General features: G+C 63.4%; 18 protein-coding genes and 1 tRNA gene. 10 read left to right on the plus strand and 9 right to left on the minus strand.

All coding sequences use genetic code 11. The annotated features are described in order from the left end of the window. Window positions 1–51: 51 nt before the first annotated feature. A complete protein-coding gene (locus ACEW7X_RS11465; RefSeq protein ID WP_068370249.1) occupies window positions 52–957 on the minus strand; it encodes a DMT family transporter in 906 nt (301 codons plus the stop codon). Between the two features lie 346 nt (window positions 958–1,303). Between ACEW7X_RS11465 and ACEW7X_RS11470 the strand changes: the two genes are divergently transcribed. From ACEW7X_RS11470 to ACEW7X_RS11480, 3 genes are all read left to right on the plus strand, one after another. Further along, window positions 1,304–2,257: a rhodanese-like domain-containing protein gene (locus ACEW7X_RS11470; RefSeq protein ID WP_253102246.1), complete on the plus strand. Its 954-nt coding sequence runs from the start codon at window positions 1,304–1,306 to the stop codon at window positions 2,255–2,257. An 89-nt stretch (window positions 2,258–2,346) separates the two neighbouring features. After that, on the plus strand, window positions 2,347–3,432 hold the full coding sequence (locus ACEW7X_RS11475; RefSeq protein WP_068370254.1) for a YeeE/YedE thiosulfate transporter family protein: 1,086 nt from the start codon (window positions 2,347–2,349) through the stop codon (window positions 3,430–3,432). 12 nt (window positions 3,433–3,444) lie between these two features. Next, a complete protein-coding gene (locus ACEW7X_RS11480) occupies window positions 3,445–3,606 on the plus strand; it encodes a hypothetical protein (protein WP_165390075.1) in 162 nt (53 codons plus the stop codon). Between the two features lie 188 nt (window positions 3,607–3,794). Here ACEW7X_RS11480 and ACEW7X_RS11485 read toward each other — a convergent pair whose 3' ends face one another. From ACEW7X_RS11485 to ACEW7X_RS11510, 6 genes are all read right to left on the minus strand, one after another. Then, a complete protein-coding gene (locus ACEW7X_RS11485; protein WP_420177205.1) occupies window positions 3,795–6,233 on the minus strand; it encodes a PKD domain-containing protein in 2,439 nt (812 codons plus the stop codon). 158 nt (window positions 6,234–6,391) lie between these two features. Further along, window positions 6,392–9,166 carry a TonB-dependent receptor domain-containing protein gene (locus ACEW7X_RS11490; RefSeq protein ID WP_420177206.1) on the minus strand — a complete coding sequence of 925 codons (2,775 nt, stop codon included), beginning with the start codon at window positions 9,164–9,166 and terminating at the stop codon, window positions 6,392–6,394. Window positions 9,167–9,266: 100 nt separating this feature from the next. Continuing rightward, entirely contained in the window at window positions 9,267–10,265 is a 999-nt protein-coding gene (locus tag ACEW7X_RS11495; RefSeq protein WP_130487787.1) for a FecR domain-containing protein, read from the minus strand. A gap of 6 nt (window positions 10,266–10,271) precedes the next feature. Further along, window positions 10,272–10,784 carry a sigma-70 family RNA polymerase sigma factor gene (locus ACEW7X_RS11500; protein ID WP_130487786.1) on the minus strand — a complete coding sequence of 171 codons (513 nt, stop codon included), beginning with the start codon at window positions 10,782–10,784 and terminating at the stop codon, window positions 10,272–10,274. 269 nt (window positions 10,785–11,053) lie between these two features. Further along, window positions 11,054–14,584, minus strand: coding sequence for a UvrD-helicase domain-containing protein (locus ACEW7X_RS11505; protein ID WP_257740441.1), 3,531 nt, complete (start codon window positions 14,582–14,584; stop codon window positions 11,054–11,056). Between the two features lie 2 nt (window positions 14,585–14,586). Further along, entirely contained in the window at window positions 14,587–17,256 is a 2,670-nt protein-coding gene (locus tag ACEW7X_RS11510) for a PD-(D/E)XK nuclease family protein (protein ID WP_068370262.1), read from the minus strand. 173 nt (window positions 17,257–17,429) lie between these two features. Between ACEW7X_RS11510 and ACEW7X_RS11515 the strand changes: the two genes are divergently transcribed. The 3 genes from ACEW7X_RS11515 to ACEW7X_RS11525 all read left to right on the plus strand — a co-directional run bounded on the left by ACEW7X_RS11515 (window position 17,430) and on the right by ACEW7X_RS11525 (window position 18,166). Continuing rightward, a tRNA-Arg gene (locus tag ACEW7X_RS11515) sits at window positions 17,430–17,504 on the plus strand. Between the two features lie 154 nt (window positions 17,505–17,658). Beyond that, window positions 17,659–17,856: a hypothetical protein gene (locus tag ACEW7X_RS11520; RefSeq protein ID WP_068370264.1), complete on the plus strand. Its 198-nt coding sequence runs from the start codon at window positions 17,659–17,661 to the stop codon at window positions 17,854–17,856. Between the two features lie 70 nt (window positions 17,857–17,926). Continuing rightward, window positions 17,927–18,166 (plus strand): integrase core domain-containing protein, encoded by a 240-nt coding sequence (locus tag ACEW7X_RS11525; RefSeq protein WP_238591348.1) that lies wholly within the window; start codon window positions 17,927–17,929, stop codon window positions 18,164–18,166. Between the two features lie 93 nt (window positions 18,167–18,259). On the opposite strand, the gene ACEW7X_RS11530 is transcribed toward ACEW7X_RS11525, so the two are convergent. Further along, entirely contained in the window at window positions 18,260–19,885 is a 1,626-nt protein-coding gene (locus ACEW7X_RS11530; protein ID WP_420177207.1) for an S-layer protein, read from the minus strand. 422 nt (window positions 19,886–20,307) lie between these two features. Here ACEW7X_RS11530 and ACEW7X_RS11535 point away from each other — a divergent pair, with 422 nt between their 5' ends. Continuing rightward, window positions 20,308–21,930, plus strand: a complete 1,623-nt coding sequence (locus ACEW7X_RS11535) for an FMN-binding glutamate synthase family protein (protein ID WP_130487783.1) — start codon at window positions 20,308–20,310, stop codon at window positions 21,928–21,930. 29 nt (window positions 21,931–21,959) lie between these two features. On the opposite strand, the gene rrtA is transcribed toward ACEW7X_RS11535, so the two are convergent. Next, entirely contained in the window at window positions 21,960–22,592 is a 633-nt protein-coding gene (rrtA, locus tag ACEW7X_RS11540; protein ID WP_130487782.1) for a rhombosortase, read from the minus strand. A 206-nt stretch (window positions 22,593–22,798) separates the two neighbouring features. Here rrtA and ACEW7X_RS11545 point away from each other — a divergent pair, with 206 nt between their 5' ends. Genes ACEW7X_RS11545 through ada form a run of 3 tightly spaced genes read left to right on the plus strand, consistent with a single transcriptional unit; the run spans window position 22,799 to window position 25,388 of the window. Further along, window positions 22,799–23,533, plus strand: a complete 735-nt coding sequence (locus tag ACEW7X_RS11545; RefSeq protein ID WP_420177208.1) for a methylated-DNA--[protein]-cysteine S-methyltransferase — start codon at window positions 22,799–22,801, stop codon at window positions 23,531–23,533. A gap of 2 nt (window positions 23,534–23,535) precedes the next feature. Beyond that, window positions 23,536–24,216, plus strand: coding sequence for a DNA-3-methyladenine glycosylase family protein (locus ACEW7X_RS11550; protein WP_420177209.1), 681 nt, complete (start codon window positions 23,536–23,538; stop codon window positions 24,214–24,216). 41 nt (window positions 24,217–24,257) lie between these two features. Further along, window positions 24,258–25,388, plus strand: a complete 1,131-nt coding sequence (gene ada, locus ACEW7X_RS11555) for a bifunctional DNA-binding transcriptional regulator/O6-methylguanine-DNA methyltransferase Ada (RefSeq protein ID WP_339139147.1) — start codon at window positions 24,258–24,260, stop codon at window positions 25,386–25,388. Window positions 25,389–25,407 lie beyond the last annotated feature (19 nt).

Here is a 25,407-nt window from a genome sequence, read left to right on the forward strand (position 1 = left end):
TCTGCGCAAGGCTTTCCGGCCCCCGCCCCGGATGCCCTTTTCCGTCATGCATCAGGTCGGCCTGCGGCGGAACTGCGTCGTCACCAGCAACAGGGCCAGCGCAATCAGCCCGCCACCGCCCAGGTGCGCCAGGGACAATTGCTCGTCGAGGAACAGATAGCCCCACAGCACGCCGAACAGGGGAATCAGGAACGTGACGGTGGTCGTGCGTACCGGCCCCACTTCCGCCAGCAGGCGAAAGAACAGAATGTAGGCCAACGAGGTACAGACAAAACCCAGGGCAATCAGCGCGAGCCAGGCCTTGGCCCCGGCATTCAGCATATTGCTGCCCTGCTCCGGGTGCAGCAACAACGACACCAGCAGCATGGGCAGCAGGAAGATTGTTGCGCCCAACTGGCTGCCGAACGCCAGCAGGCGGTTATCCATGCCGCCCCGGCGCGTGATCCAAAGCCGCGTCAGGTACCCTACCGTGCCATAGCAAACCGTGGACACCAGACAGGACAGCATGCCGACCATGACCTGCCAGTCCAGCGCGACCGGCCCGCTTTGCATCAACACCCAGACCCCGGCCAGCCCGGCAAAGATACCGAAAACCTTGCTCAGGCTAACGGATTCGCCGAAAAAACAGGCCCCCACCAGCACGCTCATCAGGGGCGTATTGGCATTCAGAATGGCACTGTAGCCGGCTGGAATGAACAACGAGGCGATGGTGTAGCACAGGAAGGGAATGCCGGAACCGATCACGCCCAGCAACAGCGCCGGTACCAGGCGGCCATCGAAATCCAGTTTGATGCGCGCCATCCTGAGCAGCGCGTACAGGCCGATGGCCGCAATGAAGACCCGCCCGAACACCGTAGGCATGACGCCCATGACCGGCGTACTGATCCGCAGGAACATGAAGCTGCCGCCCCACACTGCCGCCAGCAGCAATAACCTCGCCCAGCTGTCCGCCTTCATGTCTCCCCGCTCTCGCCGCTACCGGCATCAGTATCTTCAGCCCGCCACTGTATCGCCTGCCCAGGCCAGGCCGGGAGATGCCTATGCTCCATGCATGGACATTGCTGCATCCACACCACACGCGCCCCGGATGACCGAAGGGTGCCCGCCGTCCAGGCCAGCCACGCCAACGGCTCTTGCCGTGGCCTGCCAGGCAGGCCCACCCTAGCATCTCGCGCCATTCATGGGCCGCTGCCCCGCCGCGCTTATTTCTTCTCCTGATTTTCTTATCACAAAAAGGAATAAACGGATCAGCTTATACGAACACATACACATATAAACTGGCAGCGATTCCCCGGAAAAATTCATGAAACACGCCATTCTCACTACCGTCCTGAAAGGCGGCGCTGCCCTCTTCATGGCTGCCTACAGCCTGCAGGCAGCCGCCAGCCAGCCCGTCCTGGACCCGGCCGCGCTCAATGAGCTGCGCACAGCGCCGGAAACCCGCATTATCGACATCCGCCCGCCCGAGCAATACCAGGCGGGCCATGTGCCCGGCGCCCTGTCCGCCCCCTATGGCTCCTGGCGTGGTCCGGCCAATAGCCCCGGCCAGCTGCCGCCGCTGACCCGCCTGGCAGAACAACTGCGCCAGCTGGGCCTGGACCAGGGCAGCCATGCCATCGTGGTCTCCAGCGGCGCGGACATCACCGACTTTGGCGCCGCCGCCCGAGTCTACTGGACCCTCAAGTATCTGGGCCTGGAAAACCTGTCTGTGCTCAACGGCGGCATGCATGCATGGCAGGACGCCGGCTTGCCCCAGGAACAGGCTGCAGCCAGCGTCGCTGCCAGCCAGTATGAGCCTGTGCTCAATACCGCGATCCTGGCCACCCAGGACGACGTGCAGGCACAGATAGGCAACCCGGAGGCACGCCTGGTCGACGCACGTCCGAAGAATTTCTTCCTGGGCCAGGTGAAGGCGCCCACCGCCTCGACGCCGGGGACCATCCACGGCGCGGTCAATCTTGAACACAGCGTCTGGTTCGAACCTGGCACCACCCGCATCGTCGGCGCCGAACAGGCCCGCGAAATCGCCCGCCAGCATTTCCCTGAAGTGGCCGACGACACCATCGCTTTCTGCAACACCGGGCATTGGGCCGCCACGGACTGGTTCGCGCTGTCCGAACTGGCAGGCCTGCCGAATGTGCGCATGTATCCGGAATCACTGGCAGACTGGACCAATGCCGATGCTCCCCTGCCCATGGACAACGAACCGGGGCGCGGCAGCCAGATCGGCAACAAGATCAAGAGCCTGTTCAACTGATGCTTTCCCGGCGGCGCGCCGAAGCCGGACGAATGCGCCGGTTTCCGGCCGCCACCGGCCCTTTGCCTTTCCTTCGCCCTTCTCCTGATATGTCACGCCTTCCACTCTCCATCGCCATCGCCGCTGCCTTCGTGGCGCTGGCCTGGTTCGTTTCGCTGCGCCAAGCCCTGCTATTCCTGGTCGGTCTGGGCATGGGCGGCATTCTGGCCGGTGCCCGCTTCGGTTTTACGACCGGCTGGCGCAAACTGATCGAAAACCGCGACGCTACCGGCGTGTGCGCCCAATTGATCCTGCTGGCCGTCGCGGCGGCCATCTCCATCCCTCTGCTGGCCGCCTTCCCCACCGACCTGATGGCTGCCCTGGGCCCCCCTAGCTTCAGCCTGCTGATTGGCGCCTTCGTCTTCGGCGCCTGCATGCAGATTGCCGACGGCTGCGGTTCAGGTACGCTCTACAAGGCAGGCATGGGCGTTCCGCTGAACATGGCCATCCTGCCGTTGTTCACGCTGGGCAGCTTCCTGGGATCGGCCCAACTGGAGCAATGGGTATCACTGGGTGCCGTCCAGCCGATCGGGCTGGTCAACACCTACGGCCCCGGCAAGGCCTTGCTGCTGACCTTCATCGGCCTGGCGCTGGTGGGCGCGCTGGCACTGGCATGGGGCAAGCGCGGCGAACGCCGTTCGCGCTGGCTGGATCGCAAGCTGGTGATTGCCGGCATCGGCCTGGCCTTGCTGGCTGTCCTGAACCTGGTCATCGCCGGCCAGCCCTGGGGCGTGGTCTATGGTTTCGGCCTGTGGGGCGCAAAGATTTTCACGTCGCTGGGCCTGTTCGATCCTGCCGCCAACCCGTTCTGGAGCCAACCCGGCAACTTCCACACGCTATCGCAGAATGTCCTGCTGGATGTGACCACCATCACCAACCTGGGCATCCTGGCCGGCGCCCTGTGGATTTCTGCCAGCAAGGCAGGCGCAGGCAAAGCCCTGACCGGCAAGCAGTGGGTCATCGGCCTGATCGCCGGGTTCCTGCTGGGCTACAGCTCGCGACTGGCGTTCGGCTGCAACGTGGGCGCCATGGTCAGTGGCATCAGTACGGGCAGCGTGCATGGCTGGATCTGGATCGTGCTGGCCTTCGGCGGCTCCATCCTCGGCGTGCGCCTGCGCCGCCGCTACGGCTTCTAAGGACAGATCATCATGCAGCGCAAATTTTCCATTACGCTTTTCTGGATCGTCCTGGTGGCCTTCCTGGCCTGGGACTGGTCAGCTTCCGCCCCCATCAACCTGCGCAAGGAACCAGCCATCATTGCATTGGGGTCTGGCCAGGCGCCGACCGGCGGGCACTGCTCGGCATTCTGAAGACAGGCGGGCCAACCGCGTACGCCCGGGCTGCAACCGGGCAATGATTGCCCGCCCCCCCGCCTGTCTGAACGCCAGCCCTTGCCGTCAAGCCTGCATTGAAGAAGGCCGGTGTGAATCGCTTCACACCGGCCTTTTCTGCGTGTCCCCATGGCCCTCACTTCAGGGCCAGGAGAAACACTGCCGTATCAATACAACTGATAACGCTGGCGATATCGGAAGGTTTGTTCAGGTTTTTCGGCAATGCGGAAGAACCATTCGATCTCCGTTCCGGGGTCCAAGGTTCCATTGGATGCCTGGCGCGGGTCATAGACGAGGAAGTAGACAGTTTCCCCGCGCTTGATCTTCTGGCCATTCGTCAATCCAACAAAGCTCGGCAATTCCGGACGATCGCCATCGGCCTGCACTCGCATATCCGACACGGTGTAATCCTTGTCATGGGCCGTCATGCTGAACAGGACACCTGCATTCCATGCCTTGCTCAAGGACGCGCCGCCTGCCGGATCCTGCTTCACGGCCACGGTATTCATCCAGTCATGCGGCCAACCCAGCTGCGGCTGCACACCCCCCCGGGTGGGACACAGATTGGCGGGGTCATCATAGGCGCCATGCGTCCTGAGCAGCAGGCCGGGATACTCCTCTTCCTTCACTACCTCGACCGCCACCTGCTGGGGCTGGGTCTTGACGATGCCATCGCTGGTAATGAACTGGTAAACATAGCGGCCTGGATACTGGGGCGTGAAGCTCAAGTTCTCGGTATCCACCGCCTCGACCTGTTCGCTGCCTTTCGGCTGCTCGATCAGGGTCCAGAGCGGATACAGCTTGTCGCCATCGGGGTCGCTCATGCTGATCGGCATCAGGTCGATGCGCTGTCCGACGAGATAAGGTTGCGCCGCGGTGCCCAAATGACTGCCCACCTGCTTGTTGGCGATGGACGTCCAGAGTATCGAGAACTCGCCATAGGCGTAATGATAGAGTCCGGCATATACCGGCGGGTTGTTGACGGACTTGACATGGATGCTGCCAGACGCGGCCTGGCTACGTGCGCCTTTGCTGTCCACCACCACCAGATCAACGACATACCGCCCCGGTTTATCGGCTTTCATGCTAGCCGTTTTGCCGCCGTTCAGTACCTGCAACGTCGCTGCGCTGCCGTCTGGCGTATCAGCCACGGCCCATTCGCATGTCAGTTCATCGCCATCCGGGTCGCTGCCGCCGCAACCGAACTTGATATCCTGATTGATCAGGGCTGTAGCAGCCGTCACCACGACACTTGCCTTCGGCTTGTGATTGGCGCCACGTTTGGCGGTATAGACCGCTTCGACCGGCAAGCTGTCCGCCAGACCATCATTGGAAATCAAGCGCACGCGATAGTCACCCAACTCCGTGGGCGTGAACTGTGTCGTGCTCCAGATGGGCGCGGACCAATCTGGCGGCGTAAACCCTGCCGGATAGTCCAGCAACTGCAATTTGTGCTTGCCCCAAAGCTGGTCCCCATCAATATCGTAGGATGAAAACGCGCTGATATTGGTGAGTTGGCCCAACTCCATCTCATACGTTTCGGTCGTCGTGACCGGATCCAGCCTTGCGACCGGCGGCGTATTCTCTGCCCCCTCGGGCTTGACCACATTCAGCAGAGCAGAAACCTGGCTGTAGAGTTGGCCATCGAAGACTTGCAGCGAGACCGACCAGTCGCCAGCAGCGACATCCGGTGTCATGCGGAATTCGGCCTGCTTGCCTTTGAGCTTGTTCGCAATCTCGGATCCCTGGGTCCAGCTCGTTGCGCCCCAGCGATAGCTGAGTTCATCCCCATCGGCGTCCGTGCTTCCGCTGCCGCTGAAAACAACTTCCTGGCCACGTTCGACCTGATATTTCTTGTTCTTGCCAGTCAAGGGTTCCACCGGCTTGCCGCCAATCGACACCACTTCGATCTTTGCTACCGGGGCAGCATTCCCTTTCGCCGCACGCACCAGCACTTCACGCGGCTGGCTGACCTGATCGCCGTAGTTGACGATCAGCAAGGCCAGGTATTCGCCTTCCACATCCGCATGGAAACGCGCCTTGGCCGTCGTCGCATCCGTCAATTCGGCCTGGGAACCCGAAGGCTTGGACAACAGCGTCCAACGATACACCAGCGCACCGGCATCACCATCGCTGGGCGCAACGCTCTGGCTGCCGTCGAGCACGACTTCAGCGCTCAGGGCCACGTCCTGCACCGGCTCGGCGATCGCCACCGGCACCGTGGTCGTCGCCGTGATCGTCACGCTGTCAGATGCGCTATCAACCACGCCGTCGTTGACAGTTAGCGTCGCGGTATAACGGCCCGGCAGATCCGCCAGGAAGCTGGGGTTCACAATACCCGCATCGGCATAGACCGCGCTGCTGCCCATCGGTTTCTCGGGCAGGCTCCAGATGTAGCGCAAATCATTGCCGTTGGTACCCGCCTCACTCGCGCCACCGTCGAGCTGCACGACTGTTCCCATCGGCACTATCTGATCAACCCCGGCATTGGCCACCGGGCTTTTCGTTACCGGGCGCTCGCCGCTATCGCCATCTCCGCCGCCACCGCCGCACGCGGCCAACATCAGGGGAAGGCCGAGCAACATCACGTACTTGTTCAGTTTCATGCTGGTCTCTTTCTGTTCAAAAAAATCGGTTATTTCATTGCCCCGGCACAGCCAGGTCCACGCGCATGCCCGTTGCCGGGCATGCCTTCTTCCCACCCTTGCTGGCGGGAGTCATCCATCAGGTTGCTGTCGTCTGTATCCAGTCGGCGGCAAAGGTTTCAGAAGTTCAGCGTCAGGCCCAGCCGGGCCGTGCGTCCAGGCGCCGGCACCATGCCCAGGCTGAGCGGATCGACGTAATAGCGGTCGGTCAGGTTGTCGATGTTGAAATCCACCGACACCGCCTCGCTGTACTGATAGCGGGCGTAGATATCCACGACCTTGTAGTCTTGCCAAAGCGTCGGCCAGTTAAAGGCCCGCTTGGTGTCATCATTGAATGCCGGCGTCGGGTTGCGCTTGCCCATCAGGGTCAATCGGGCGCCAAGGTCCAGCTTGCCGTCCAGCCAGCGTGTGCCGAGCAGTACGCTGGCATGCCATTTCGGCGGAATCATGTCGTTGAAGTAGGACGCGGCGACACCATAGTTATTGCAGTCATCACGACGGTAGCTGCCCTCGTGGCAGACTTCGATGAAGTTGTAGCGGGTGCCGCTCAGGCGTGTGTAGACACGTCCGGCGTCGTAATCCAGGGTGGCTTCGAAGCCGCGCAGCTTGACGCTGCGGATATTGCGCATCACGAAATCCTGCTGCAGGTTTTCCCACTCGTTGGGTGAAGTGCGTGTCAGGTAATCGTTGGTCTTGTTGCGAAAGTAGGCCGCCTTGAATGCCAGCCTGTCGTTGCTGCGCAGCACATCGTTGGTCAGCAGGTTCAGACCGAATTCACGATTGCGGGTATGTTCCGGCCGTAGCGGCACGCCGGGCGCGGGCTGTACCGACCAGCCCTGGGTAGATTCGAACAGGCTGGGCATACGCAACGCTTCGGCATGCCGCGCATAGAACTGCAGGCCATTGAGCCAGGGCTCCCAGCTGATGCTGTACACCGGCACCGTACCGCTGTTGCGGGTTTTATAGTGATAGGAGCAGGCTACGCCATCGCACATTTCCGTCGGCACTGCGACATATTGCTGGCAGCTTTCCACGCCCTGCGCATCCATGGCCCATTTGCCGCACTCATAGCGCATATCGGTACTCAGCTTGCCATCCCGGGTGCGGGAATTCTGGTAGCGCAAGCCGTAATTGATCTGCCATTCAGGCGCAGGCTGCCAGTGCCAGTCCATATACAGGCTGTATTCCCTGCGGTTGCCCTCGCGCCCTGCAGCGTCATCCAGCGCCCCGATGGACGGATCGGTCGAGATTTTCTCGTGCTGGAAGGTGGCGCCGTAGCTGAGTGTATGTTCGCCCCATACCTCGAACTGCGAGGTATTGCCCAGTTCCACCCCGATGCGCCGGTACGTTTCGGGTTCGGGTGCAACACCGGACTCGGCCCCGGCCTCGGCCTGGTCTTCCGAGGCGTAGTTGCGGTTCAAGCTGTCCGTATGCGTCATCCAGACTTTGGTGCGCAAATCCAGCCAGGACTGATCCGCCGGCTGCCAGTGATGTGAGAGCGTGGCAGTCTGCGCCGTCACTTCGCTGTTCTGCGTCTGGTAGATCTTGTTGAACCACATCAGCTGCGAAGGCATCAGCTCGCCATATTCGCTGTGGTAGCGCAGATAACTCAGTTCGATATCCTGAGCGTCGGACAACTTCAGCTTGCCTTTCAGCAACTGTGAATTGCTTTCGTTGTTACTGTTGAGCACACGCTCCCCAGTGTAGAAGCGCGTGGTGCCGCCATTCGTGACCGTAGCGGTGTCGTAGTAAATGCTGGGTGGCGGATCGGTCAAGGTGATGACCGGCTCTGCCCCCTTGCCGTGCTTGCCGGCAAAATACGTGCCCTGGCGGCGCGTGGAAACGGCGGCCACCAGCTCCAGTTTTTCGTTGCGCCAGGCGCCCGCGACACTGGAGGCATAACTATAGGGATCGAGCGTGCCGGGACGGTCGAAGTTCTCGTCATTGCGATAGGTGTCAGGCATGCTGTACTGCCCGCCGCACAGGGCGGCTGGGTCGCAGTTGACCCGGTAGGTGCCGGCATTGAACATGCCGCCCGCCGTCCCCGCCGCTGGCGCTGCACTGCTGTTGCCGGACGTACTGCCGCGCACGCGTATGCCCCAGTTTTCATCCTCTTTCTTGATGATGTCCTTGGCATTGATGGTGCGCATCGCCACCACCCCGCCAGTCGCCCCGGTACCCAGGGCACCAGCAACCGGCCCCTTGCTGATTTCTATCCCGCCGATCAGGTCAGGATCGACATAGGAACGCGAAGCCACGCCGGAATAGCCGCGATAGACCGTGGTTTCCTGGCGCGCGCCATCGACCAGCACCGGCACCCGGCCCTGGCCCTGCATCCCGCGGATGTTGATATCCAGTCCGCCTGAATTGCGGTTTTCGCCCACCAGCACACCGGGAATGCCCTGGAAGATGTCCCCGACCGAGGTGCCTCGAAAACGTTCGATATCGTCCTGTGACAGGTAATTCACACTGGCCGCCGTGCGGTAAACCTCATCGGCCGGCTTGGGGTCGTTTCCCAGGACTTCCACCGCCTCCAGCTCCGACACGCCACTGCCATCCGGCGATGGCGCCAAGCGCAGGCGATAGCCGCCGTCCGCCGCACGATAGGCTTGCAGGCCCGTCCCGGACAACAACCTGACCAGAGCCACGTCGACACTGTAGCGGCCGCGCACCCCCGGGCTATTGCGCCCCGCGGTCAGGCGCGTATCAGCCAGCACCATGATGCCGGCCCTGGCACCAAAACGGCTCAGGGCGTCATCCAGGCTACCCGCCTGGATATCAAAATCACGTTCGGCATTGGCCGCCGCAGCGGGCATGGCGGACTGGGCCTTGACGCCCTCTGGCGCATAGGCCGCCAGTATCAGCAAACTGACGAGAGAGACACGGAACCGCATTGGCATTCCTGAAAATTGGTTACCCCGCCGCGCCGCGATCATGCCCGCAGCGAGGCTTACATATGGGTTAACACTTCAGAAATGAGAAAGCGCCTCGTTGTTACAACTTTTTCGGCAATACCCGTATCCAATAACGGGAAAGCTGTTGCACCCTGACCGGCAAGTCCTGCGGCAGAGCGTCCAGCACCCTGTCGGTATCGCCCAGCGGAAAAGCGCCAGTCACGGTGAGATGCGCGACGTTCGGGTCGCACTGGATGACCCCCGAGCGATAGCGGGACAGTTCCTTGAGGAATACATCCAGCCGCATGCGGCTGGCGGCGAACATGCCCTGCTGCCATGCGGCAGGATCGCCCTGAATGTTTTCGATTTGCTGGCTGGCCTGCGGGCCGAAATCCAGCTGTTGCCCTGCCGCCAGCTCCAGGGGCTGAGGCAAGGTCGGCCCCTGCACCCGGACTTGCGCTTCCAGCACGCTCAGGCGCGTCACCTCGCCGCCGTCGAGGACGCGTGCAATGAAGCGCGTTCCCAAGGGTTCCATGACGCCGGCCTGCGTGTGTACCCACATCGGCTGCTTGACGGCAGGATCGTGCCCGGTCTGCACCAGGATTTCCCCTCGCCGCAACAGCAGCGTATTGCCTGCCTGCGTGATGTCGATATCCAGTGCGGTATCGGTGTTGAGCCAGATGCTGGCACCGTCGGCCAACAATACTTCCCTGGTTTCGCCCCTGGCGGTGCGGTATGCCGCATTCCAGGCCGGCCATGCGCGGTTGCCTTGCCAGACGGCGCCCGCGCCTACCGCAAAGGCACCACCGAGCATCAACGTCTTGATGGCTGCACGGCGTCCCTGCGCCGCGCTGGCCTGGTGCAGCACCTTCACGGCGGCACGCGGCGCCATGCTGGCGGTGCTGCCGCGCAAGCGCGCACCTACCGACACCACGCCCTGCCAGGCCCGTTCGTGGTCCGGATGTTCGGCCCGCCAGCGCCTACAGGCTGCTTCGGCATTGCCACTGGCATCATCGTTGACGCGCAGCAGCCAATCTATGGCCTGATCCAGCAGTTTTTCATTGGGCAGCGCTACCGCGCCTTCGTCACGAGCAGACATACCGTGCTACCCCACCATCGCGAAATAGCAATGCTTGATGCCCTGCGCCACCGCTTTCTTGACGACATTCACGCTCAGCTTCAATTCCGCGGCGATCTCGGGGCTAGTCATGCCTTCCAGCTGGGACATCAGGAAGATCAGGCGGGTACGGGCCGGCAAGCCGTCCAACACAGCGCAAGCCTGCTCCAGCGCCTGTACCGCCAGCAGCTGTTCCTCCGGGGAGGGTGCCAGGGGTTCGGGCAGGCTTTCCAAGGATTCCTGGTAGGCGCGAGCAATGCGTTCATGACGCACATGATTGAGCAGCACATTGCGCGCCACGGTCGTCAGATAGGCGCGCGGCGCCTTGAGCACCTGCGCCAGATCGGCACGCATGATGCGCTCGAAGGTATCGTGCGCCAGATCCTGGGCCTGCGCCGCGTCCGGCAGGCGCCGCCGCAACAAAGACACCAGCCAGGCGTGATTGTCGCGATAGAGGTCGTTGAGGTCGGCGGGCGAAGACGCGGGCGCGGAAGAAGACATGGGCATACCTGGCCGACAGTGGCAGGCGGCGCCCGCACACCAAATTAATGTAAATCAATCTCACTATTGGAGCATAACCGGCAAACTTGCAAAAGCAAGGAAAAGCCCTCAGCGGCGCGCACGCAACAGTCGGCCGCGCCGTAGCGGCCCCGACAACGGGACAGAATGAGACGAAAACCAGGCGAACAACAGCACCGCCCCTCCCAGGCGAGCGCCAAGGGATGCGACTGGAAGCCGCATCCGTCCTTCAACTTGCCATCGGCCTAGCGTCAGCGCGCCGGGGCGCTGCCCATATCCAGCCAGAGATCCAGCCGGGGGAAATACAGGGCCGCCCGCGCCGCGCTGCGCGTCAGCGCGGTGACCTGATCCAGGTAGCGCACCATCTGCGGCATATAGCGGACGCGCATGCGGCCCGCGAATGCCTCGGCGGTCTCGCCCGGCCAGGGCGTACCGGTTTTGTAGTCGACGATCAGCCAGGTGCCATCGTCCTCGAACGCCAGGTCCAGGATGGATACCTTGCCGCTGGCGTCGAGCAGCGGCCACTCCCGGCGTGCCGCCGCACGCTGCAGCAACCAGCGGCCGCGGTTGTTGCGCAGGGTAGCCAGCAGAATTTCCAGCACATCCCCTGCGTCCTGCGCCGCATGGGCCGTCCGGGTGCCGGCACGCGTCAACTGCCGCGCCATGATGTCCAGGCTGGCGCGCAGGCGCGTTTCCGGCCAGCATTCCAGGCCATCCTGCCCCAGCCGTGTCAGCCAGGCATGCACCAGCGTGCCGATAGCTGCCTGGCGGCTTTCCTCTTCCCCCCACTGGACGCTATCGCCTACCGGCGCCGCCTGCCCCGTCAGGGCAGCATCCGCACCGCTGCTTGCAGCCGGCGCCGTGTCCGCCAACGACAGCAGATCATCCTGGGAAATGCGCTGCAGCAATGCCCCATGCAAACCGGCGGCCTCGGCAGGGGCCAAATCCGCTTCCGGCAGCACGGGCGGAGGCGTTCTGTCGCAATCGTCCAGCAACGGCCACAAGCGCCCCAGCAGGCTGCTGCCTGCCGGCTGGCGCACTTGTCCGCTATCGTCGAGCATGACGCTACCAACCAGATGCAGGCGCTGCCGGGCACGCGTGGCGGCGACATACAGCAAGCGGTCGACTTCGTAATCACCGCGCACCTTCTCACGTCGGCCGATATAACGCGACAGCGGATCGGGTTCAAGCTGTGCGCGCGGCTTGGCAGGCCCGAACAGCACATTGCCGGCAACATGTTCGAAGCTCAGCAGCGGCGTGGACGCCGCCCGCGGCACGCGGTGCAGCCCGTAGAGGATCACCGTGTCGAACTGCAGGCCCTTGGATTTGTGCATGGTCATGATTTCCACGACCGGCCCGCTGCCTGGTTCCGGCTGCCCCGAGGCGAACAGGCGCGCCAGCGCAGCATCCAGCGCCACGGTATCAAGTTCGCCATAAGGCGCGAGCTTTTCCAGCAGCACGAAAACGCTTTCAGCGTCTTCTGCGGTACTGCTGCCGGCGTAGAGCCGGGCTCCCCCCAGGCGTTGCCACAGCGACTCGACCCAGGCCGCCCAGGGCAACACGCCATTTTCGTTGCCGCGATCGAGCAAGATAGCCGCCACGCGCAGCAACCGTTCCCGTTCTGGCGCCGGCAAGGAAGCAAGGATCTCGCCGACGGCACTGCCCGCCGCAGCGTGCAGGCACTCGCGCAACACCTGTGGCACCGGCCGCTCGTGCCGGCTGCCAAACAGTCGCGTCAGTGTCGTCAGAGTCAGGCCGCACCAGGGCGCCCGCAACACCGACAACCATGCCAGCCGGTCGGCCGGATGCACCAACGCGCGCACCAGTTGCACCAGGTCCGCCACGACATGGCGCTGCGCCAGCGGCACCAGCTCCACGGCACGGCAGCCGATACCAGCCCGCGTCAGCGCACGCACCAGCTCGCCCAGATGAGTACGCGCCCGAACCAGAATGGCCACGGAATGCGGCTTGCCCGCGGCCGAGGCCAGGGCATCGCGCACCAATTGCCCGGTAATCGCCAGCGCGGCTGCGTCCGACTGCGTCGCCGCGTCGCCCCAGGCCGCATGAAAGCATACCGCCCGGCCCGGCAACGCGGGATTGAATGCAACCGACCGCGTATAGGCCACGGCCCCGGCGTCGGCATTTTCCTCTTCACGCGATGGCAACAGGCTACCGAAACGCTGGTTGACCCAATCCACGACTCCGGCCTGCGACCGGAAGTTATCGGTCAGGTTCAGGAACTCCAGCCGTAACTCGCCGATGCCGTGATCGCGCACCTGCAGGAACAGCCCCACTTCCGCCTTGCGGAAACGGTAAATGGACTGCATCGGGTCGCCCACCAGGAACAGCGTACGCCCATCGCCCTGCATCCAGCCCGATGTGAGCTTTTCCAGCAGGCGCACCTGAGACTGGCTGGTGTCCTGGAATTCGTCGATCAGCAGATGCCTGATGGAGGCATCCAGCTTCAGCAACAACTCGCCCGGGTCATCGGCTGACCCCAGGGCAGCCTCGGCACGCTGGGAAATCTCGGTGAAATCGACCTCACCTTCTTGCGCGAAGCGCACCCGCAATTGCGCTGCCGCCAGGCGCAGCACGCGCCATTGCGCTTCCAGGATTTCCCATTGATCGTCCGCAAAATGTGCTGGCGGCAATTCACGCATGGCCGCCAGCGCAGACGCCCATGAAGTGTCCAGGGCGTGTTCATCCAGCCACTCACCCAGCACTTCCTTTTGCTGGCTCTTGGGCGGACAACCGAGGTTCTTGTTCAAGCCTCGGGGCGAACGCGGTTTGCCTTCGCTGGTCAGCAACAGATCTGCCAGAGCCGCCCAGGCCCGGGCCTGCGAGGCGTCACGCGCCAGCGGAGGTAACCAATCGCGCAGCGGTGCCAGTTTGTGGTCCGGGCCGCTTTCGTCCAGTGAAGCGACTGCCAGGCGTGCCGCCGGCGCCAGCGCGTCCTCCCAGCCACGCGGCATGCGCCGGGCGGCGGCCTCGATATCGGCCTGGATGAAGTGCGCGAGCGTGGCCTCCTGGCCGGCACGATCCAGGCCGTGGCGCAACAAGGGCATCCACTGGTCGCGCTGCGCCAACATGCTGGCAATCGCCTCCATCGCCGCGGCGACATCCACATCCATATGCGCCAGCAAACGCCGTACACATTCTTCGGATTCTGCCATGCGGAGCGTTTCCAGCGCGGCAGCTTCATAGTGGCTCCAGGCGTTTTCCGCGATGCCCGGCATGCCGCCCAGTTCGGAGAGCCACGGCATGCTGCGCACCAGGCGCGCGCAGAACGAGTCGATGGTCTGGATCGCCAGGCGCGCCGGATGCTTGAGCAACTGCCAATCCTGCTGTTCATCCCGCGCCAGGGCCTGGCGCGCCAGGCGCCAGCTGGCGCGCAGATGAGGCGCATCCGGTTCGATGCCGCTGGCGGCATGACGCAGTTTTTCCAGCACGCGCGCATGCATTTCCGACGCGGCCCGGCGAGTAAAAGTAATCGCAACAATTTCTTCCGGGCGCTCGACCGTCGCCAGCAATGCCAGGATGCGATCCGTCAGTAGCTCCGTCTTGCCCGAGCCCGCCGGGGCCTGCACCAGAAACGAACGCCCAGGGTCCAGCGCCCGGCGGCGCTGTGGCGCGTCCGCTGGCTCACGCACCGCGCCCTGGGGCGCTGCCGGTACAGCTGGCACGCCGGCCGCTGCAAACTGCCCCTCGCCCTGCCCGCCTGCCAGTGCCGGCGGCGTCGCATCATTCGGCATGTCGTCAAATTCAAACCCTTGCTGCGTCATGCTCATTCCTCTTCCCGCTGCAGCCGGAGAAACGGCAACGCGTCGCAATAGACCAAATCCTGCGGCTGCAGGACGAAATTGGCGGCATAGCCACGGCTGAATTCATCAGCCAACATGCCGATGGACGCCTCCCAGCGCCGCAGCACGGACGACCAGTCCTGCCCTTCGAAGACCTTGCTGTCCGTCACCGGGGTGACTCCCTTGATGCCCAGGTCTTCCGCGCCCAGCCCCTTGGCCCGGATGTGCCTTGCATGCACCTGAGCCAGCATCAGCCCGGCGATACCGGATTGCGCCGTCCCGGCCTGGCCAGCCAGGATCGCCGCATAGAACGGCAACTGCAGGTTGACCGGGCGCTGGCGCGACCAATCCGCCTCGGGAAACGCTTCTCCCATGCCGGTTTTGTAGTCGATGATCAGCATGCTGCCATCACCCAGTTGGTCGATGCGGTCCACCCGCGCGTTGAGCGTCAGGCGGCCGTGCTCCCAGCGGTAGCGTTCTTCGCGCTGATAGACGGCAAAAGGCGGGCGTGCCGCTTCGGCATGGCACCAGTCCAGCAACAACCCACGACCGCGCTCGCACTCCAGTTCGCGCAGCGCCGGCTCGTAGGCGCCCAGGTGCTCCTGCGCCGCCTGGCGCACCACTTCCACGACCAGCGCCTCCAGGCGCCCCTCTTCCATGGCGGCATGCAATTGATCCTGGTCGGGCAGCATATGGCCCAGCAACTCCAGCGCATGATGCAGGAACTGCCCGCGCACGTTCATCCCGGCGACCGGTTCATACGCCGGCAATTCGCGGCCACCCAGGCGATGGCGCACAAACGCCCAGAGCGGATTGCGCGCCTGAGTATCCAGTACATCCAGCCCCCCCGTCACCTGCTCGCCTTCAGCCAGAGGCGGCCCCTGGCTGTCATCGAGTTCTTCCAGCTGCAGTGGTGGCGCGTTGGCCGCCGCTGCTTGCGGCGGCACCACTGGCAGCCCGGCAATGAACGGCGAAGGCCGTAATTCCCGCTCGCCTTCGCGCTCGGCATGGCTGAACACCACGGCAGGTGCACCGCGCAACAAGGCCTCGTAGAGTTGTGCCGCCCAGGCGCGTTCACGGCCCGCCGTCGCCCGCGGAGCACCGGCACGTCGCAATGCCGGCGCCGGAACCAGCGGATTGGGCTTGGGCGACGCAGGCAGGACTTCGTCCGTCAGGCCGATCACCCAAAGCCCGTCCCAGCGCCCGCCCTCGGCCTCCAACAAACCCAGTACATCCAGCCGCGCACGAAAATCGCGCTGCGGCTGGAAAGGCATGCTGTCGGCCAGGCGTTCCAGCAAGGCAACCGCCATGCGTCCGCCCAGGCGGCCTGCCACGGGTTCGAGCGCGGCAAAACGCGCCAACGCCTCGCCAAAGGCCTCCAGAACCTGATAGCTCACGCTATCTATCTGCTGCCGTCCCGGAAACCCCAGCGCATCCAGGGTATGGCGCATGGCGGCTGCCCAGACGGCGGCACCAGCAGCCCCCTGGGGCACACGCCAGGCCTCGCGAGCCCGCTGCCAACGCTCGGCAAAAGCCTCGCCGCCGTCCTGCAAAACCCGGTTCCAATGCGCCGCCCCCACCGTACTCCAGCCGCGCCTGCGCCACTGTGCATCCAGTGCCGCAGGCGGCCAGCGCAGACCGCCCCAATCGACATGCCCGGCCAGCAACGCCGCCCCCAGGGTGGCGGCATCACAACCGCTGGTGTCATCCCAGCCAGCCATGACCTTCAACCATGCCAGCGCGGCGCGCACTGCCGGCCACTGAGGCAGCGGCCTAGCCACCGAAATATTGAACCAGGCAGACTCCGGCAGCTCAGGCGCCAGCGGCCGCAGCGCGCGCGCCAGCACCCGGCGCGCCAGCGGCGCATCCGCTTCCAGGCCGGAAGCCACGATCGCAAACCGCCCTTCGGGTTGGGCAACCAATTGCTGCGCCGCCCATGCCGCCGCTTCACGCCATTCGGCCGCGTGGTCCACCGCCATCAGGCGCGTGGCTTCACCAGTATCCGCCTGCTCTTCCGTCAACGCCAGACACTGCGTGCCGGCCTCTCGCGCCAAAGCAAGAATGCGCTGCATGCGTGGCGACTGCTCGGTGAAACCGGCCAGCACCAACACCTGCGGCCAACGAATGGCCTGTTGCCGCATGGCAGCCAGTACACGGCCTATGGCCTGATTCGCATCCTCGGCGTCCAGCGCCTGCAGTTTTTCCAGATAGGCGGCGCGCCAGGCCAGGAAACGGCGGTATTCGTCCGTTTCCTCAGGACCGAGTACCTCGATGTCCCACTCGTCAAGCAGGGTATCGGCCTCGCGTGCCAGCGACGCGGCCTGCGCGGCATCCATCAGCAGGCGTTCGGCCTCGGCCTCGTGAATCACATCCATCCACACCATGGCGGACGCAAAACTATCCAGCCAGTGCGCGGGCAAATGGGCATCCGGCACGAATGCCAGGCTCTCTGCCGCCTCGCGGTACCAGGATGCCAGCGGCACGATATGCGGCAACTCGCTGACCTGGCGCGTACTGCGCAGGCGCTCGGCGAGTGCCTGGGTCAGTCGGCGCGCCCAACGGTTATTGACCGTCAGCACCAGCGTCCCGCCTGCCGGCATGTCCGCCAAGGCCGCGATGTCGATTCTGGGCATATCGGTATGTAGCTCTGGCATAGATTCCTGGGTTCCTGACTGGCTTGCGCAAGCGGGAATCATAGCGCGCCGGCCGGCAGCCGACACCCTGCCCCGACAGCCCGCCCGGCTGCCAGCCAGACCACCCGCGCCTGAATCAACACGTGCAAAGATGGGGCATTAACAGTTACAATGCTGGATTCAGGTGCCGCTTCGTCCCCATAGTTCAACGGATAGAACAAGAACCTCCTAAGTTCTAGATACAGGTTCGATTCCTGTTGGGGACGCCATAAATCATGCGTAACACATTGATTTACAAGATAACTTAGGCACCAAATAAAAATCCTTATACCAAAAAGCCCGCTGGAATTTGCGGGCTTTTTTCGTCCTGAGGTTTGTATAACGCCGCTGGCGCCGCTACTTAGTGCGCACTACAATGCGAACATGAACAAACCATTCGAACCCCAGCGACAGTACCACGCCCGCTTGCTCGAAGAAGGCCGCACCCGAATGCCCGGCGGATTCCTGACCGCTAAAGCCAGTGCGGCGTTGGACGCGCTCACAGTTGATGGAATGAGCAAATCTGCGGTCATCAACGCTGCGCTGATCGAGTATGCAAAAAAGTGTGGGAAAACTCTTTGAAGCAGTGCGCACTATTATTCGATATCTCCTTATAGTGATCGAAACCAGCCTCGCGCCTAGGTGAATCGCGTTGGTTCGCAGCTACGGGCTGCACCAGGAGTTCATCACGCCGCACTGCCCACAGCAAAATGGCATGCTCGAACGCGTCATCCGCACATTGAAAGACCAATATGCACATCGCCACCGCTTCGAAACCCTGCGGCATGCCAGTCGCGTGATTGGCGACTGGATACGCTTTTATAACCATCAACGGCCCCACCAAGCGCTGAAGATGAAAGCCCCGGCTCAAACCTACCCTTTAGCCGCATAAGTTAAGCAGGTTCTGCTGGGTCAATACAGCTGCCTTCCCTGAACGTGTCACTGCGCCGCCGCGCAGGCGCATAAGCACCTGCGCACCTTCGCCTTACTCCACGCTGACAAACACCGGATTCGAATAGAACCACAGATCGTTGTAGTTACGCGCATTGATGGCGTCGAAACGGGCCTTGTTCTCGGTGATCGTCACCTTCGCGTCCGGCAGCGGTTCGCCGTTGGCGGTCTCACCGTCCACGTCTACCCCAAGATTGGTACCGCGCAGGCGCAAATACTGGTTGCGTTCGGCAGTCATGGTATAGCGGATCGTGTAATAGCCGTCTTCGTCCAGCGTCCAGTCCTCGCGGGTGAATCGTGCCAGCACATGCGTGGACGAATTGGTCGCACGTTCGTAAGCGGCTGTGCCAGGCTCGGCCTTGCCGGTGACGTCACCGACGATCAGGTCCACGTGATCCACTGTGGGACGCACGTAGGTCGGATTGCCGCTGCCCAGCGGATACTCGTAGTTATTGGCGGAAGGGCTGCGGAAGCGGATAGTCACGTCCACCTCGCTGCCCTGGGCCACCTTCAGTTCCTGGCCCATATGGGCGCTGGCATCGCCACTCACAGCCTGGAAATCCAGCGCGTCGATCAGATCGCCGAAAACACCGAACAAACGCCCGGCGCGCAGGCCAGCCAGAATGTCGGCCATGGTATCGCCATCCTTGAACAGATACGTGCGTGCATACTCTCCTGGTGCGTAGCCGCTGCTGTGCTGGCCGTTGGCGGTCAGAAAGTGATAGTCGGAATTGGCCACGTTCCAAACGCGCCGGCCTTCGCCTAGCAGCGCGTCCCAGGTGCCGCCGAGCTTGGCAACCAGGTAATCCGTTCCGCCGTAGGTCCGCGAGGGCAGATTGCCATCGGTATAGGCTTCGGCATAACCGCCGCGATCAGGCTCCATCTGGTTGCCGACCATACCTTCCATTGCAAAGAAAATCTCTGGTGCCAGATCGTTCATTTCGCGGATCTGGGCAATGGTGTATTTGCCCATGTAGCGCGAAGGATGATTCAGCAGCACATAGCTGTCTGGATGGTTGTCGCGCAGCCAGGCGATAGCCTTGAGCGAATCGGCGTGGGAGGAATAGGCCCGGGTCTCGGCGGACAGGCGCTCGACCAGAGAGGCATCGAACAGCGCGGCGTCGCGGCTGGTAAACAGGTACTCGAATTCGGCCACAGCCGTCAGCGATTCGGCGGAGAACGGGGCATCCAGGCCGATACCGATGTTCACGTGATCATGCGTGGGCATATCCCATTCGAACGACGAGAAAATCGTTTTGCCAGCGTACTTGCCGTTGGCCTGCGCCTGCTGGATGAAAGGCACTTCATACTCAGCCATGCCTTGCGAAAAAGGAATCGAACCGCCAGCGATCTCGGCGCCGGTATGGTCGCGGCGGGACAGGCGCAGGTGGTTGGAAATAGAGACCCAATCCAGATCGTAGCGCTCGAAAGCAGAATCGAGCACGTGTTCCAAGCTGACCTGGGCGTCGTCGGACTGATAGGTATGCACGTGCAGATCGCCCGCGCTCCAGGCGCCGGATTCTGGCTTCGGCTCGACGGTGGGCGGAATCGTGATGCCCGTATTGTCATTGTTGTCGCTGCCGCAGGCGGCGAGCAGGATGGCACAGGTCAGACCCGCCAGCATGGAGGGCAGGCGGGGTGCGAGGCGTTGGGAATGCATATTGAGGTGAAGCTCCGATGTGGCATCGGGCTGGACGATCCAGCCAGGGAAGCCGCGCAGGGAGCGCGGCGCAATGCCGATGAGGACGGGTGTCGGTAGCAGCCCGGATTAGAGGTGCGGGAAAACTATAGAGATTTGATGTGACGGTTCAATGACCCAAGCAAAACGCGCGGTTCGGACGTGAGTCGTCACGAATCAACGCTGGTGTCGTTGATGCAGCCGCATGCACACGGCGCGTCGGCGCCCATTACATCGTATTACGCGACTGCGCCGGATCAAGGGCGTTTGCGGCAGGAAACGCTACCATCCGGGATGTCTCGCCCCGCTGCCTGCCACGGCAGCTCCGGCCCCGGTGCTGGTGCGAATGTTTGAGTGCTGGCCGTGGCGCCAGGCGGGTTTTCCTGCTTTACGAAGGAGCCGCTATGAATCTTTCCGTGCTGGGCCGCTATGCCGTATTCCTGGCCTGTATTGCCTATACCGTCATTTCGCTGCCGCTGTTGCTGCTGGCCGGCCATTTTTCCTGGGCGTGGCTGCCTACCCTGATCACGCTGGCGCTCAGCATCCTGGGCTTTTACGATCTGCGCCAGACCGCTCACTCAGTGCGGCGCAATTACCCGGTTACGGGGAATGTCCGCTATCTGGTGGAGAGTTTCCGTACGGAAATCCGCCAGTATTTGATAGAAGGCGATAACGAGGCCCTGCCTTTCTCCCGCGCCCAACGCGCACTCGTCTATTCACGCGCCAAGCAGCAAAGCTCGGACAAGGCTTTCGGTTCTCTGCTGGATGTCTACCAGCCCAGCTATGAATTCATGGCGCATTCGATCCGCCCCGCCCCGCTGGCAGACCCCGCCACGTTCCGCGTGGATATCGGCGGCCCCGCGTGCAGCCAGCCTTATTCCATGTCGGTGTTCAATATTTCCGCCATGAGTTTCGGTGCTCTGAGCGCCAATGCGATCCGCGCACTCAACCGGGGCGCGCGCATGGGTAATTTCATCCACGATACAGGCGAAGGCGCCATCAGCCCGTACCACCGCGAATACGGCGGCGACCTGACCTGGGAACTGGGTAGCGGCTATTTCGGCTGTAGGAACGCGGAGGGGCGCTTCGATCCCGCCCTCTTCGCCAGCAACGCCGCTGATCCCCAGGTGAAGATGATCGAGATAAAGCTGAGCCAGGGCGCCAAACCCGGCCATGGCGGCATTCTTCCCAAGGAAAAGATCACACCGGAAATCGCCGCCACGCGTGGTGTTCCCATGGATCGCGACTGCGTATCGCCTTCCAGCCACAGCGCCTTCAGCACACCGCTGGAGCTGTTGCAGTTCATCACGCAGTTGCGCGAGCTTTCCGGCGGCAAGCCGGTCGGCTTCAAGCTTTGTATCGGCCATCCCTGGGAATTCATGGCCATCGCCAAGGCCATGCACGAAACCGGCATCCTGCCCGATTTCATCGTGGTGGACGGCAAGGAAGGCGGCACCGGCGCCGCTCCGCTGGAATTCATCGACCACATGGGCTTGCCGCTGCGTGAAGGGCTGCTGTTCGTCCACAACACGCTGGTCGGCCTGAACCTGCGCCAGTCCATCCGGATTGGCGCCAGCGGCAAGATCATCAGCGCCTTCGATATCGCCAGCGTCCTGGCCATGGGTGCCGACTGGGCCAACTCTGCCCGCGGCTTCATGTTCGCCATTGGCTGCATCCAGTCCCAATCCTGTCATACCAACCACTGCCCTACCGGGGTGGCGACACAGGATGAGCGCAGGCAGCAGGCGCTGGTGGTGCCAGACAAGGCGGAACGTGTATTCCATTACCACCAGAATACGCTCAAGGCCCTGGCAGAGTTGCTGGCAGCCGCCGGCCTGTCCCATCCTTCGCAGGTGGAGGCCCGCCATCTGGCCCGCCGCATGACCGGCACGGAAATCCGCCTGTATTCCCAGCTACATCACTTCCTCAAGCCGGGCGAGCTGCTGTCGGGCGCAATCGGCAGCGAGTTCTATGAACGCATGTGGCACATGGCACACGCGGAGAGTTTCGAACCGCTCGCTGCCTGATGCACAGGGACGGCGGGCGCCCCATGCTGTCAGCCTGGGGGCCGTCCTCCCTGGTTGCGGCCGCCCGCCTCTTGCGCGGCCACTGGCCGCTGGCGGCGCGCGGCCAGCCAGCCCAGCCCCACGCCCGCCAACCCCAGGCAGAAGCCGTAGACATGGGCGATGCTGACGATGGTGCCGCCTATCATCCGCTCTTCGGAAACCGAGGGCGCCACCAGCCACTGCCAGAGCATCCAGGCCAACACGCAGGCCAGCGCCAGCCAGGCACTTTTATCCCCCTGCAAACCCTGGGGCAGCAGGCACAGCACAAACATGCCATATAGCACGCCTGACAGCCCCACGTAATCAGGCACCCCGGGCGACAGCCACCACAGGCACAGCCCTACGCCCAGCGCCAAGCAGGCCAGGCGCAGCCACAGGCGGCGGTCGAAGCGCTCGGGCGCCAGCAGGCAGCACAACAGCACGCCGGCGCAATTGAGCCATGCGTGATTCCAACCCAGGTGCACGAAGTGCGCCGTCCACAAACGCCAGAGTTCACCGGCGGCGATGGCATCGCGTTCGAACCGCAAGGCGCCACGCACGCTCTCGCCTCCCAGCTGCAACAGCAGCAGTACCCCCACCAGCCCCACGGCCCTGCGCCATTCGGCGCGTATGCCCATTCGCATGAAAAATACCCTTGCGATCTTTGCCCCACGCATGGCTGCCGGCCGCCCAGGGCCGGGCCGCCGCACACCCAGGCGGAAATGATAAAGCAAGCGGCAGCCGTTGCCAGTACCAGAGCCTGCGGAAATTCGACCGCAAGAACCGGAGTGCCGGGGCCGGCAACAGATACTAAGCTGCAGCATCAGGATTACCCAGGTGAGATAGCATCATGATTTCCCCATTCTCCGCCCTGCCGGCTGCCGGCCCCGCACACCCCGTTCCGACACCTTTTGCCGCCATGCCTCAACCCCAACCGTCTTCCATGCATATGCCTGTCGCCCCCGCCGTCGCTGGCTCGCCATCTGGCGCTGCCATACCGCCAGCCGACGCCACGGCGCATGGCGCCATCTTCCTGCTGTACCGCACAGAAACACCGCTGGGGCAGGCCTTGCTGGTCACGGACGAACAGGGCCGCCTGCGCGCGCTGGACTGGCATGACCACGAAGCCCGTATGCACCAACTGATGACACGCCAATACCGCAGCCTGGCCATCCGCCTGCGCGCTACCGCCGAAGCGCCAGCGGCTGCCGACGCTCTGCTGCGCTATTTCGGTGGAGAACTTCACGCGCTCGACCGCCTGTCTGTCGCCCTGGGCGGCACGGAGTTTCAACGGCAGGTCTGGCATGCCTTGCGCAGTATTCCCGCCGGCCATACCCTCAGCTACGGCGAACTGGCGAATAATATCGGACACCCGGCCGCCGTGCGGGCTGTAGGGCTGGCCAACGGGGCCAATCCCGTCAGCCTGGTGCTGCCCTGCCACCGTGTGATCGGCAGCAATTCCTCCCTGACCGGATACGGTGGCGGCCTGCACCGCAAGCACTGGCTGCTGGCGCACGAACACGCCCTGCCTGCGGCCTCGTCCGCGCCGCCCGTACAACACAGCAACCGGCTGCCCGGATTCTGACCATGGCTGGCGCAACCCACGCCCCGGCCACCGTGCAAGCGATTGCCGCCGACCTGTCACCGCAGGCCTACGAACGAGCGGCAGCGCACCTGTCCAGTCTGGATGCTGATTGGGCGCGCAACATTGCTGCCATCGGTCCCTGCCGCCATGCGGCCAAACCCGCCCGCGAACCCTATGAAGCCCTGGTGCGCGCCATCGCCTACCAGCAGTTGAGCACCAAGGCCGGCGACACCATCCTGGCACGCCTGCTGGCGCTGTTTCCCGGCAGCCCGTTCCCGGCTCCGGCGCAGCTGCTGGCCTGCGACCCGGCTGCCATCCGCGCCTGCGGGTTTTCCGCCGCCAAACTGGCAACCGTGCAGGGCATCGCCCGGGCCACGCTGGACGGCACCGTGCCCTCGCGTGCGCAAGCCCTGCGGCTCGACGATGACAAGCTGATTGAACGGCTGATCACCCTCAAGGGCGTGGGTCGCTGGACCGTCGAGATGCTGTTGATCTATACACTGGAACGATCCGATATCCTGCCTGCGGACGATCTGGGCGTGCGTGACGGCTACCGGCTGCTCAAGCGCTTGGAGACAATGCCAAGCGCCAGGCAAATGCGCGAATTCGGCCGCGCCTGGCAACCATACCGCACCATCGCTACCTGGTATCTTTGGCGCATGCGCAGTGCCGTTACAACCTGAGCCTGTCTCCTTGTCATCCACAGATCTGGAACCCATGCATCATGACTGACCAGCCTGCCTGCTACGACACGGACGAACAACGCTGGCACGCCGTGATAGCACGCGATGCCGGTGCGAATGCGCATTTTGTCTATGCCGTGCGCACCACCGGGCTCTACTGTTTGCCCGGCGCCGCCGGCAAACGCCCGCGCCGCGAGAATGTCACATTCTTCCCCACGCCCGCTGCTGCCGAAGCCGCTGGCTACCGGCCCAGCCAACGTGTCCAGGCGCTGGATCAGACCTCGGCGCGCCATGCCGCCATCATCCGTCAAGCCTGCCTGCAAATCGAAACGGCAGAGACTGCGCCCGGCCTGCACGTGCTGGCGCAACAGGCCGGCATGAGCTCCTACCATTTCCACAGGGTATTCAAGGCAGAAACCGGCGTCACGCCCAAAGCCTATGCCCAGGCCGCTCGCGTGCGCCGCCTGCGCTCGGCATTGAGCGGAGATACGGCTTCGGTCACCGCCGCCATTTACGACGCGGGGTTCAACTCCAACAGCCGTTTCTATGAAAATGCCACACAGGTGCTGGGCATGCCTGCCCGGAGCTATCGTGCGGGCGGCGCCGGCGCCCTCATCCGTTTTGCCATCGGGCAATGCAGCCTGGGCGCGATTCTGGTGGCCCAAAGCCAGCAGGGCATCTGCGCCATTCTGCTAGGCGATTCGCCGGAAGCGCTTTTACGCGACCTGCAGGACCAATTTCCCAGGGCAGAACTGCTGGGAGGCGACCCGGCATTCGAACAACGGATCGCCCAGGTAGTCGGGTTCATCGAAACCCCTGCGTTGGGCCTGAACCTGCCGCTGGATGTTCGCGGCACGGCCTTCCAGCAAAGAGTCTGGCAGGCGCTGCGCGAGATTCCCCCCGGGGCCACAGCCAGCTACATGGACATCGCCAACCGCATTGGTGCCCCCAAGGCGGTACGCGCCGTCGCCCAAGCCTGCGCCGCCAACAAGCTGGCTGTCGCCATTCCGTGCCATCGTGTCGTGCGCCAGGACGGCGACATATCGGGCTACCGCTGGGGCGTTGCGCGCAAACGCGAACTGCTGCGGCGCGAACACGCCGATTCCACGGCTGCGGCGCCCGACAACGCTCCGACAAAACCCCGTCAAAAACCCGGTAAAACGCCAACATAGGCCCGATTGATACCACCCC

It is taken from the genome of Kerstersia gyiorum (assembly GCF_048595715.1).
Taxonomy (GTDB): Bacteria; Pseudomonadota; Gammaproteobacteria; order Burkholderiales; family Burkholderiaceae_B; genus Kerstersia; species Kerstersia gyiorum.